The 12,620-nt window shown below is 38.4% G+C and carries 10 protein-coding genes and 1 pseudogene; all 11 read left to right on the forward strand.

What is annotated here, in order from left to right:
* Positions 1-268: 268 nt before the first annotated feature.
* Positions 269-937 (forward strand): YqeB family protein, encoded by a 669-nt coding sequence (locus IEX12_RS17255; protein ID WP_088051425.1) that lies wholly within the window; start codon positions 269-271, stop codon positions 935-937.
* Between the two features lie 473 nt (positions 938-1,410).
* A complete protein-coding gene (gene map, locus IEX12_RS17260) occupies positions 1,411-2,154 on the forward strand; it encodes a type I methionyl aminopeptidase (protein ID WP_088051424.1) in 744 nt (247 codons plus the stop codon).
* Positions 2,155-2,383: 229 nt separating this feature from the next.
* Positions 2,384-2,689 (forward strand): TetR/AcrR family transcriptional regulator, encoded by a 306-nt coding sequence (locus IEX12_RS17265; RefSeq protein WP_230856134.1) that lies wholly within the window; start codon positions 2,384-2,386, stop codon positions 2,687-2,689.
* A 193-nt stretch (positions 2,690-2,882) separates the two neighbouring features.
* Positions 2,883-3,413, forward strand: a complete 531-nt coding sequence (locus tag IEX12_RS17270; RefSeq protein ID WP_088051423.1) for a P-loop nucleotide/nucleoside kinase family protein — start codon at positions 2,883-2,885, stop codon at positions 3,411-3,413.
* A gap of 789 nt (positions 3,414-4,202) precedes the next feature.
* Complete coding sequence (ltrA, locus tag IEX12_RS17275) at positions 4,203-6,005, forward strand: group II intron reverse transcriptase/maturase (protein ID WP_188725569.1); 1,803 nt, start codon at positions 4,203-4,205, stop codon at positions 6,003-6,005.
* Between the two features lie 378 nt (positions 6,006-6,383).
* Positions 6,384-6,740: an MmcQ/YjbR family DNA-binding protein gene (locus IEX12_RS17280; RefSeq protein ID WP_088053456.1), complete on the forward strand. Its 357-nt coding sequence runs from the start codon at positions 6,384-6,386 to the stop codon at positions 6,738-6,740.
* Positions 6,741-6,969: 229 nt separating this feature from the next.
* Positions 6,970-7,110 (forward strand): annotated as a pseudogene (locus IEX12_RS23525) (MaoC/PaaZ C-terminal domain-containing protein); the annotation flags it as partial.
* Positions 7,111-7,176: 66 nt separating this feature from the next.
* Positions 7,177-7,602 (forward strand): ester cyclase, encoded by a 426-nt coding sequence (locus IEX12_RS17285; protein ID WP_250889768.1) that lies wholly within the window; start codon positions 7,177-7,179, stop codon positions 7,600-7,602.
* Between the two features lie 330 nt (positions 7,603-7,932).
* Entirely contained in the window at positions 7,933-8,256 is a 324-nt protein-coding gene (locus tag IEX12_RS17290) for a putative quinol monooxygenase (protein WP_088051422.1), read from the forward strand.
* 881 nt (positions 8,257-9,137) lie between these two features.
* On the forward strand, positions 9,138-11,738 hold the full coding sequence (ppsA, locus tag IEX12_RS17295) for a phosphoenolpyruvate synthase (RefSeq protein WP_188725570.1): 2,601 nt from the start codon (positions 9,138-9,140) through the stop codon (positions 11,736-11,738).
* Positions 11,739-12,054: 316 nt separating this feature from the next.
* The gene (locus tag IEX12_RS17300; protein ID WP_123057237.1) at positions 12,055-12,300 is read left to right on the forward strand and encodes a helix-turn-helix domain-containing protein; all 246 of its coding nucleotides are present in this window, start codon (positions 12,055-12,057) and stop codon (positions 12,298-12,300) included.
* Positions 12,301-12,620: the final 320 nt, after the last annotated feature.

The raw sequence follows: 12,620 nt of genomic DNA on the forward strand, positions 1-12,620 counted from the left end.
ACAAAAGAAGAAGATAAACTGGAGAAAATAACGTAATTTTAAGGAAAAGCTAGTTTAAGAGTGTTATTGTCCAAAATTCGGGGGTTAATCCGGTTGATGGTTGAATAAGGCTATATATTTTAAATGCGTATTTGTTGTTTGATAATTATTATTTTCATCGAAGTATTCTAACTTACTTTGTATTGAATATTTTGTCAGAATTTCAAGATACTCCATAAATCTTAATTCAACTATCTTAAAATATAAAATCCCGGAGGTGACAATCCCAATGAAAAATACATCCACAATTGGTATGGGTTTCTTGGAAAAATTGATTGCAGTATTATTTCCTATTGTTTTAGGAACGATAGGCTGGTTTCTTCCAAAGTTGTTGGATTTCGTAAAAAGAATATCTTTCTTTTCCGATTCAAAAGTCATTCAACTTTTGGATTCATTCAACCCTTTTTGGGTGTCTATTATCTTGATGTTCGTAGGTGTAGTTATAGGTGTTCTTTTATCACTAACAGTCTATAGTGAAGCACTAAAAATGAGTATAAGCGATCAAGAAATATTGATCAATAAAGATGAAAAGGAAAAGACAATTAGAAAATCCGAGATAAAAGAAATCTTTATGGAAGATAATGAGATCGTAATTACGGGTAATAAAGGTCAAGAGCTTTTGAGTGAAAAGACGGACATTAAGAAGGAAAAAATACGAGAAATCTTCCTGCAACATCATTACCCCTGGAGTGAACAGGATCCATATGTAGATGAATTCGTTCTTTGGACCCTGGAAGATAATACATTTGGAGAGAAAATTAATGCTATCTTATATAAACGTAGAAATGCAATTAGGGAAGGAGATAAGAAAAAGGCAAAAAATTTAAAAGTGGATTTAAATGAGCTGGGGGTAGTTGTGAAAGATCAGAGTGATAATCAATATGTACGAAAGATTTAACTAAACAAGGTTATTATTATGAAGTACTACATTTAAAGTAACGCTATAGTTTAACAAGCGCAAAAGGCAGTAACATTATGGTTAGATTCCACAAAACGCGATTGCGGAAGATCAACGGTAGAAAATGATCAAACTTTTTTACAAAAACAGGCTCTTCCTTTGTAGCCAAATCAGGTTTTAATGGCACTTTTTGATTAAACTTTATTCTAAATCAACAAGTTTTGTGGCTTTAGAATAAAGTCGCACCGTTTGTAAAAAAGCTGGACCATTTATAAAAAAGTTAAACCGTTTTGAAAAGAGTTGCACCGTTTTGCTACTTTGGATATGCTTTATTAAATGATTTCCTATGGCAAAAGTAATATATAAGGTTATACTGCAAACCGGGACAGATTGTTGAAGAAAAACCGTTCTGTTTATGTTAGAAACTAAATGGAATACCAATCATAAAATACATTAAAAAGTGAGGACATATAATGGTTGCAAAGACTAAAAAGGATTTTGATGGATTAAAAGTAATTGGTGAAATCTGTGGGGCGATTCGAGATGAATTAGTCCATAGTACGAAACCTGGGATTACCACAAAAGAACTCGATGAAATTGCGGGAGAGATGTTTGAAAAAGCAGGGGCTCAATCTGCCCCAAAAGGAGAATATGATTTTCCCGGATATACGTGCATTAGCATAAATAAAGAAGTAGCGCACGGGATTCCGAAGAGGAAACGGATCATTCAAGAAGGGGATTTAGTAAATATTGATGTTTCAGGTTCAAAAAACGGGTATTTCGCAGATACTGGAATTTCCTTTGTAGTAGGGAATGGGGAGAGAATTTTACAGCAAATATGCGACGTTGCTAAAGAAGCATTTGACGCTGGACTTAAGAAGGCAAAGCCAGGTTCAAAAAAAAGCGCGCTCGGAAAAGCTGCACACAATGTTGCGAAAAAGCATGGCTTAACAGTTATAAAAAATCTTACTGGACACGGTGTTGGGCGTTCGATTCATGAAGCACCAAAACATATTTTCAATTACTTCGCCCGCTGGGATGACGAGATTTTAAAAGATGGTATGGTAATTGCTTTTGAGCCTATGATCTCTACATTTGAAGAGGAAGTTTTCCAATCTGAAGATGGATGGACCTTCCTAACCGATGAAAGCTTTGTGGCTCAATACGAACATACGGTTATTCTTACCAAGGAAGGACCGATTATTACTACATTGTAAGAGCACCCGCACTAACACCACAATATGGCGCACCTGTGGAACAACATGGGTAGAAAAATGATCAAACTTTATTCCAAACTAATATGTTGTTTCTTTTTATATTTTGCATACTAATTACTATCCTGTTTTATGCCATATGACTGTTTAAACAACTCCATGTTGCGTATAATCGAAAATAATGGGACATAAAACATAAATAATTTTCAATATAGAAGGAAGGTAAAACAGCATGGCAATAAAGGAAAGCGTTACAAAGGATAAGATAATATCTACTTCATGGAAGTTACTTCAACAAGAGGGGTTGGAGTTATTTTCTATGAGTCAGTTATCAAAAAAACTCGATTTAACGGTTTCATCCATTTACTGGCACTTTAATAGCAAGGAAGCCATATTTCAAGAATTAATTAATCAAGTAAGTGGAGAAATTGAAATTTCATTAACTAAAAATACATGGCAAGAACAATTATTGGAATATGGATATGCAATTTCCGAAGCCCTTCGTAGCAGACCCTTTTCTGCCCAACTTCTTATTTAATACAATTACGTTGCCAAGCCGGAATGTGACAATTCAATAAACGGGCCACATGATTGTGGAATATTGTAGGAACTTTTCGGAAGGATATTTAGTTTACAATTATAATCGTGTCCTCCAACTAAATGAAGCTGAATAATTAAATAAGTATTTTTTAATAAAATACTCCAAATATAGAATTTTAAGGGTGTTCAAAATGAAAGTCAATATAAATTTAAAGGATATATTAAGACAAATAACTTCAAATCCATTAATTATTATGATGTGTGGTGTAGCAGGTTCAGGGAAGACGACATTCGCACAACGCTTGGAAAAAGAAGGGTTTGTACGTCTTTCAATTGATGAAGAGATTTGGAAGGTTAATGGACGTTATGGAATAGACTATCCTGTTGAGAAATATGGCGATTATCAAGTTGAAGCTGAAACAAGGCTTCGTAATCAATTGATACGTCTAATTCAGGATAAACGAAAGGTTGTTATTGATTTTAGTTTTTGGCAAAAAGCCAAACGAGATAGATACAAACAGCTAATTGAAGAAGCTGGTGGTGAGTGGAAACTTATTTATTTGAAAGTTAGCCCTGAAATTATTCGCAAACGGTTAGATGTACGGAGTAAAAGATTTGATGCAAATGCAGCTTTTCCAATCACCGAAGATACTTTAACATCTTATCTAAACGGATTCGAAGTACCTTCATGCGAAGGGGAAGTAGTTATAGAGTCAATATAAAAAAATAATCTTTAATAGGACAAACGGGTGTATCTTAAAGATAAGGAATACAATAACCTTCAACAATCGGGCTTCGTTCGACAAGTTCTGTTATAAGCGCTCTACAGCGTGAAATACAGAGGATTTTTTTTTCATGAATTCTAACGTTACAACCGAGGATGGGAATGACGGAGCCATGTTTCCCGAAACCATCCCGTCAATACTCCTGCATGCGTTATGGCTGACAGGTCATGGGGTTTGAAGTACAGGTAGATTCGGCAGAACGAAGGCTGAAGCCATTCCTTTTAGAAAAGGTATGCCGACGGATATGCCGCACGGCTGAAAAACTGGATAAGGTGAGAATGGTTCCGATCATATAGGAACTGACGAATAACCGAACATACAGGTCTAAAGATTGAACATAGGGAAACCTATGGCCCATCTAACGATGGGGTGAGTGGTGTGGAGTAAAAATTGGCCCTCTGAAACACGCTATACCAGACAATGGTGGTATCCGGCTCACAGGCTTACAGGGGAACACCTAAGTTCAGAATGAAAAGCTAGGTTGTAAGGGACTTGGAAAATAAGGAACGTTGTAACAGGGGCTGTCACCCTAAACGGTTACTATAAGGCTTATGCCGAAAGGTATTTATCCTTTCGAGGGTAGGGGCATGACTGATGAATCTCCTGTAATGGAAGTGGAGGAATAGCCCCAAGTCTAACGGAAAAGAATGATCATTTTCCATACGTGCATTGCACCGATCAGGTAAGAACGTGGGAACATTACTCCTTAAAGGAGGGAATGCCACAGTGCAAGCTTTACGATATTGGGATTACTACGATATGACAGATACCTTTACCGATTTATACACGAGAAGCTTGGAAAAACAGTCATTTTCTCACCTTTATGATGTGATGACATCTCGGGAAAATATTCTGTTGGCTTATCGTACAATCAAATCCAATAAAGGCTCTAAGACGCCAGGAACTGATGGGAAAACCATCACAGATATGAAAAAGTTGTCGGAAGAAGAATTAGTGACAGAAATCCAAAATAAACTTAAAAACTATCGTCCGAAGAAAGTCAGACGAAAACTGATTGAAAAAGAGAATGGTAAGCTAAGACCTCTAGGGATTCCTTGCATGCTAGATCGAATCATTCAACAAAGTTTTAAGCAAGTGCTTGAACCGATTGCAGAAGCCCAATTCTATAATCATAGTTACGGGTTCAGACCGCTTCGATCTGCACACCATGCGATGGCAAGGATCCAATTCCTCATCAATCAAGCCCATTTTCATTTTGTGGTGGACATTGATGTCAAAGGTTTCTTTGATCATATTAACCATAGATTACTAATCAAACAATTATGGAACATGGGAATTCAGGACAGAAAGGTCTTAGCTTGTATTACAAAAATGCTAAAAGCTGAAATTGACGGAGAGGGTATCCCTACAGAAGGCGCGCCGCAAGGCGGGCTATTATCGACGTTATTATCAAATATCGTCCTTAACGACCTAGATCAATGGGTTAAGGGACAATGGGAGACATTTCCTCTTACCAAATCATACAGCTCAGATGATTCTGCAAGGCAGGCTAGGAAGCGAACGAACCTAAAAGAAGGATACCTCGTCCGCTATGCGGACGACTTTAAAATTCTCTGTAAAGATGGAAAGACAGCAGAGAGGTGGTATCATGCGGTACGGTTGTACTTAAAAGATCGTTTGAAACTAGACATTTCACCGGAAAAGTCACAAATTGTGAATCTGCGGAAACGAGAATCTGAGTTTCTGGGCTTTACTATTCGCGCGAATAAAAAGGGTAAAAAGAGGGTGGCGCATACAGGCGTCAAAGCCGATAAAAAGCGAAAAATCAAGAAGAAAGCGAAAGAGCTTATCCGGAGTATAAAAGCCTCGCCTACCGCTCAAAATGCCCAGCGCTTCAACAGTTTTGTGTTAGGTATTCATCACTATTTCAAAAGAGCAACACATGTCAATCCAGAGTTCGCACGTCTTGCTTACGATCTGCAGGCTTTCATATACAATCATCTCAAGCCGGTTGGGAAACATGGACATCCTGCCAATCCTCCGCCTACGTACAAGAAATTGTACAGCTTGGGTTTCAAAACGTTCAATATTTCTAATGTGTACCTATTTCCTCTCGCCAATGTAAAGACAGTAAACGCAATGGGTTTTAGTACAAAGCTTACGCCTTATACTAAGGAAGGAAGAGAAAAAATACACAAAAGACTTCGTCCAGATATCCAACGAGAGGTTGGCTTACTGATGAAATCGAAGATCCCAAACCGAAGTGTTGAGTATATGGATAATCGAATAAGCCGGTACAGTATGAAACTAGGGAAATGCGAAATCACAGGCATAGATTTAGTTGCTTCCGAAGTTCACTGTCACCACTATATCCCATTGTACCTGGGGGGAACCGATGAATTTCATAATTTACGAATCCTCCATAAAGAGGTACATCGATTAATCCATTATACGGACAAAGAGATGATTAACATACTCATGCGTAGACTTGATATGACCAAGTCTACGGTAAATAAGGTCAACAAGTACCGTGAAAAGTGCGGACTAGAATTGATTAAACGATCCTAAACACGTGAGTAACGAGAAACTTATGATCTAGTAAATTTCGTTAGATGGAACGCGAAGTGCTGGGAAACTAGCACGCTTCGTGTGGAGCAGGGGAAAAGCTGGAGATCACCTCAAAGGCTTACCTATTGCTGACTGTTTTCTTTTACCTACCCTATTCGCAATTTTCAATCGCATTTTCAGTTTGTTGTCCTTTATATTCACTGGCTGAAATATCAATTGTAATAACAACAGATTTCAAAATAAAAGCCTTAATGTTGACAGTTAGTAAAACGCGTCACCTTTACATCGATTATGAAGATGACTTCAAAAAACACCATTGTTCCATTTGGATCGGCAAATGCCGAAAATTTATTTAAATTGTTGGAGGAATTATTAAGTATGTTAACAAGAGAAGATATTTTTAAGCACGTCAAAGAAAACTTCGGTACATCGCCTGATTACCCATTTCGAAAATTTCCAAACTATGCCGCTTTAAGACATGAATCTAACGAAAAATGGTATGGTCTTGTAATGAATATTCTCCCAGAAAAATTAGGATTAGATGGAAATGACGAAATAGATATTCTGAATTTAAAATGTCCCCCCGAAATAAGTGACAGTTTAAGAAATGGAAAGAGTATTTTACCTGGATATCATATGGATAAGGAAAATTGGATATCACTTGTTTTAGAACGTATAGATTCAGAAAAAGAAGTTTATAACTTAATTGAGCAAAGCTTTAATTTAACCAAGTAAATCGTGAAATTATCTTCCGCAAAAGGAGCGCTTTTCTTTAAAAGAAAGGCGTCTTTTTCTAATCAATCATATTATGGAGCAACACATTTAACGGATTGGAGATATATTAAGGTGCAGAAGATACTGTTAAGGATTCTACTTAACTATAGGGTGCAAGAGTTGAAAATGAAATCAAACCGCAGAAAATTATAATGAGTAGTAGCGTTAACTAACAAAAAGAGGTGTTTTCTTGAAATTAGATGAGTTTACAATTGGATAAGTTTTCAAAACTAAATCATACAAATTAACAAAAGAGAATATTATGAGGTTTGCAGGTGAATTTGACCCCCAATACATGCACTTAGATGAGGCAAAAGCAAATCAGGGAAGAAGAAAAGAAGGAATCCCAAGGGAGATCTTGAATACAGTATATAATCGTACTGAGGAGGTTTTTGGATTGACTGTTCTTAATGGAAAACAAGTTTATAAGCTATGGGTAAAGGCTTGGAATGGAGATGTTTCCATTCTTAATGAGGTGACGTCACCTAACTGCACAGTTCATCAAGCAAGGCTTGATAAGAAGGATTCAGAAGCACGAAAAGGAGTAGAAGCATTAAAGGAAATGATAACGAATGGGCGTGCGATCTTTAATGACGTAAAGATGTCAATTGAAGTAGGCCCTATCGAAGAAAACGCTTATGTTTCCGCACGTTGGAAATTGACTGGAACATATAACGGGGAAATGCCGGGTGCCAAGGCAAATGCTGGAGAAGTTATCTCTTTTCATGGTATGGATATCTTCTCTCTGGAAGAGGGTAAAATCAAGGATTATTGGGTTTCTTGTGATGATGTACACTTCCTGCAACAGCTTGGCATGCTTTAGATAAATTCTGATCAAACTTAAGGTACCCAATATGTAATTTCATTGTTCCTTTAACGGGCGCAAATCTGGAATAAAGCTGTGCCCGCAAATGCTTTAAAAAAGGCCATTTAATGGCAAAATAAAGTCGCGAAGTTTGTAAAAAAAGATGCGATGTTTATAAAGTTGTTGCGATGTTTTACCTCTTTGGATGTAATTTGTCTAAAGGGGTTTCTTATGGTAAAAGTAATATAAGGTTATACCGCAAACGGTCCAGATTGTGTAAAAGAAGGATTTATAAAGGTTAGATGGAATTACTATTATATCGTACATTTTTTAAATGGAGGAATGACATTGAGTAAATTCGGGTTGTATAACAAGTTTACTGCTGTTGAAGGGAAACGCGATGCTTTGGCAGAAATGCTGTTGGAGGCTTCAAAGTCGATGGAGGAATTAAATGACTGTGAGTTGTATGTTGTTAGTTTAGATGATGACGGTTCTGACTCAATTTATGTTTATGAGGTATGGAGTGACGAGAATGCTCATCAAGCTTCTTTGTCAATGGAAGGAGCGCAGACATTAATTCAAAAAGCCAAACCGATAATTGCAGGGGTGGAGAAAATTAATACATCATTACCCGTAGGTGGAAAAGGCATTTCGACTACTTCGCAAGATTAGAGTAGAAACACTGGATGTTAGGGAAAAGAGATGAAGAAAATGAACTTCACTGACAGGGGTTGTCAGGAAAACTCCTATATAATCTAAGTATACCTCGGCGCAAATGTCAGCCTGATTTGCTTACGGCTTGTGAGAAAATGCGTGGAGAGACACGTGAAATGTGGTCCTCCGTTACGGATGAAAGACTTGCCGAGGTGAAGGAAGATCCGTTTTTTGGCGCCGGGCAGCAAAGCCACATTGAACGGCTTCAATAAGCGCTGGAAAATGAAATCCACCACCGTGGGCAGGGTTATATTATTTCGGATGCTGGGTATTGAACCACCAGCGTTTTATATCAGGTAATGTTCCCGAGATTTAATTATAGGATGATCAATCATAAAATGGTATATAGATAACCTTTGTTACGCTAACGGGCGCTTTAATGGGGTAACGAAAAAAGCCCAATTTCTTAATATTAATACTAAGAAATTGGGCTTTTCAATATCGGAATTTCTTAACGTTGTAAATCCGTATTTTCCTGACGCTACATTAAATGATTGGATATCATTTAGTGGGAGCCATTTGTCTTGTAAAATGGGGTTTTTCTTCTTTTTAATTTATAACAATTATTGTCGTGTAAATACATTGATAAAAATGAGAAACTGTGGTAAATTTATATAGATGCACTAATGATATATTTTCGTATAAATTACCCTATCTCAATTGTACATCTAAAACCCTTTTTAGTCAACCCCTATTTTTATTTTTTAAAAGGAGTGTTTGATATGAACATGGAACTTCGCCAGGAGCAAGAACGAGTGGACAGCGTAATTGGCTGATCAGATGAACAATTTTGTCATATGATTCGTCTTGGTATTAAGCGATAAATGGGAGGGAAAGAAATGAAACCGTATGTACTAGAGTTTCGGGAGATTGATAAAACGCAACTTTTACTCGTCGGAGGAAAAGGGTTGAATTTAGGGGAACTATCGAAGATTCATGGAATACAAGTGCCAGAAGGATTTTGTGTTACGACAGAAGCCTATCAAAAAGCCCTCGAACAAAACGAAGCCTTCAACAAATTGTTGGATCAACTAACACTGCTAAAAGTAGAGGATCGAGATCAAATTGGTGAAATCAGCAGGAAGATTCGGAAAACCATTATGGAAGTAGAGATTCCTTCCGATGTTTTGAAAGCTGTTGCTCACTATCTCTCCCGGTTTGGCGATGAACATGCTTATGCAGTGCGTTCCAGTGCAACTGCTGAAGATTTAGCCCATGCCTCTTTTGCCGGTCAGCAAGACACCTATTTAAATATCATCGGAAAAGAAGCGATCTTGCAGCACATCAGCAAATGTTGGGCTTCCCTATTTACGGATCGTGCCGTGATTTACCGTATGCAAAACGGATTTGACCACAGCCAAGTGTATTTATCCGTAATCGTCCAACAGATGGTGTTCCCACAGGCTTCAGGAATTTTATTTACCGCTGATCCAATTACTTCTAACCGAAAGCTGCTATCAATCGATGCCAGCTTTGGACTTGGGGAAGCACTGGTCTCCGGCTTGGTATCTGCCGATTGTTATAAAGTACAGGAAGGGGAAATCGTTGATAAGAGGATAGCAACAAAAAAGTTGGCTATCTATGGACGAAAAGAAGGCGGAACAGAGACACAACAGATCGATCCGGATCAGCAAAAGACTCAAACACTTACTGAACAACAAATTTTACAACTAGCACGCATCGGAAGACAGATCGAGGCTTATTTCGGCCAGCCGCAAGATATCGAATGGTGTTTGACCCATGATACATTTTACATTGTGCAGAGCCGGCCCATCACGACGCTATACCCGATCCCAGAAGTGAATGATCAAGAAAGTCACGTCTATATATCTGTTGGCCACCAACAAATGATGACTGATCCCATCAAACCGCTCGGATTGTCTTTTTACCTATTAATGACTCCAGCGCCGATGCGTAAAGCTGGCGGAAGGTTGTTTGTTGATGTCACACATCAATTGGCTTCGCCTAATAGCAGAGAAATGTTTTTAAATGGCATGGGACAACACGATCCACTTATAAAAGACGCACTCATGACCATAGTAGAGCGAGAAGGTTTTATAAAATCGATACAAGATGATACAAAAGCAGCGAGTCCCAGTAATAGCAATCCAGATCCGCTGGCACAATTCGATAACGATCCGACAATCGTCTCGGATTTGATCAAGCACAGTCAAGCGTTGATCGAACAGTTGAAACAAAACATTCAAACGAAGTCTGGATCGGCGTTATTCGATTTTATTCGGGAAGATATCCAGCAATTAATGAAGTTCTTGACTGACATGCAAGGTTTGAGCGCCATTATGGCCGTTATAAATGCTTCAAGATGGATCAATGAAAACATGAACGAGTGGTTAGGCGAAAAGAATGCGGCGGATACGCTTTCTCAATCTGTGCCGAACAACGTTACGTCGGAAATGGGTCTGGAGCTAATGGATGTCGCAGATGTGATTCGTCCCTATCCGGAGGTGATTGATTATTTGCAATATGTAAAAGCGGATAACTTTTTGGATGAACTCCATAAGTTTGACGGCGGACAGGAAACTCGAGACGCGATCTATGCTTTTCTTCAAAAATACGGAATGCGGTGCACTGGAGAAATCGATATAACAAGAACGCGATGGAGTGAAAAACCGAGTACGCTTGTCCCCATGATCCTGAGCAACATTAGAAACTTTGAGCCTCATGCCGGCAGCTTGAAGTTCGAACATGGGAAGCGTGTTGCTATGGACAAAGAACAAGAGCTTTTGGAACGATTGAAGCGTCTTCCGGACGGTGAGACAAAAGCCAAAGAAACCAAACGAATGATCGACATCGTTCTGAATTTCAGCGGTTACCGGGAATATCCCAAATACGCTTGGATGAATCACTACTTCGTTTATAAGCAGGCTTTGCTGAAAGAAGCCGAACGACTTGTACAAGCGGATGTGATTCATGAAAAAGAAGATATATACTATCTCAGTTTTGAAGAACTTCACGAAGTCGTACGCACAAATAAACTGGATTACCAGATCATCAGCAAACGGAAAGAAGCGTACAAATTATATGAAAAACTAACTCCCCCACGTGTTATCACGTCTGATGGTGAAATCATAGCAGGTGAATACAAACGAGAAAATCTCCCGGCCGGAGCAATTGCAGGTCTCGCGGTTTCTTCCGGTGTTATAGAGGGCAGAGCACGTGTCATCTTAAACATGGATGAAGCTGATCTGGAAGATGGAGATATATTAGTCACCGCCTTTACGGACCCTAGCTGGACACCATTGTTTGTATCTATAAAAGGTCTCATCACCGAAGTTGGTGGACTGATGACCCATGGAGCAGTTATCGCGCGTGAATATGGTTTGCCAGCAGTTGTCGGGGTGGAAAATGCTACCAAACTGATAAAAGATGGGCAACGAATTCGTGTGCATGGAACAGAAGGGTATATCGAAATATTGTAACCGCTGAATACTTTACATTAAGAAAGATGTTATATTGAAATTCTTATCTTTTGTTATAGAATAATCATTTTTATGTTTTAAGGTTTTTTGTTCAACTAACTGGCAATTGTTGAGTAACTCCAGTGGAAAATGATCAAACTTTTTTATGAAAAACAAATAGTGTCTATTAAAAAAGAATCCATTTTGATCAATCTTTGAACTGCTCCCCATCAGGTAGACAGATTAAAAAATAAAAATCTGTTTATCTAAGGGGAGTATTTTTTTATGGGTCGAATTAAATATTCAAAGACAGAAAAATTATCCATTTTACACCTTTATGAAGAATGGTCATCATTTAATAGCTGACATTACCGCTAAATTTTCTGTTGATCCCGGGACTATTAGAGATTGGAAAAGAAAATATGAAGTTCATGGAGAAGATAGTTTAGAAGAAGCAACTTCTTGGAAGCCGTATTCGAAAGAGTTAAAGTTAACAGCCGTCGTACCAGCACTTGTATTTTCTCATCCATCCCTTTTGGGGTTGGTGGGAAAACCAAAAAGCATGATAGGGCAGCTACAGTAGATGGGAATTATTGGATAAGCTTATTGCTGCCTTCGTTCATCGCATCTCTTGGTAATGCACTTGCTTATTTACCGGCTACGACGGCGTCTGTGGCAGAAGTAGAATCAGAAAAATCAGGACTTGCATCCGGTTTATATAATGTTCCAAATTGGTTCAGCGATCGGTCTTGCCATTATGGTCGCTGTTGCTGCATCGACAACGGACTCCAGTACTGCAGGAAACTCAGTTGTCGCACTGAACGAGAGCTTTCAACAAGCATTCTTTCTGGGCTGGAATTTTAGCCTTTGTAGGAGCGGTATTGGCGATTATATTTGTCCGCT

The sequence above is a fragment of the Lentibacillus populi genome, assembly GCA_014642895.1.
Classification (GTDB): domain Bacteria; phylum Bacillota; class Bacilli; order Bacillales; family Amphibacillaceae; genus Lentibacillus_C; species Lentibacillus_C populi.

Bases quoted from the DNA above. Each gene is read 5' to 3' on its own strand.
- IEX12_RS17255 (WP_088051425.1), top strand. From the start codon at position 269: ATGAAAAATACATCCACAATTGGTATGGGTTTCTTGGAAAAATTGATT.
- map (WP_088051424.1), top strand. From the start codon at position 1,411: ATGGTTGCAAAGACTAAAAAGGATTTTGATGGATTAAAAGTAATTGGT.
- IEX12_RS17265 (WP_230856134.1), top strand. From the start codon at position 2,384: ATGGCAATAAAGGAAAGCGTTACAAAGGATAAGATAATATCTACTTCA.
- IEX12_RS17270 (WP_088051423.1), top strand. From the start codon at position 2,883: ATGAAAGTCAATATAAATTTAAAGGATATATTAAGACAAATAACTTCA.
- IEX12_RS17280 (WP_088053456.1), top strand. From the start codon at position 6,384: ATGTTAACAAGAGAAGATATTTTTAAGCACGTCAAAGAAAACTTCGGT.
- ppsA (WP_188725570.1), top strand. From the start codon at position 9,138: ATGAAACCGTATGTACTAGAGTTTCGGGAGATTGATAAAACGCAACTT.
- IEX12_RS17300 (WP_123057237.1), top strand. From the start codon at position 12,055: ATGAAGAATGGTCATCATTTAATAGCTGACATTACCGCTAAATTTTCT.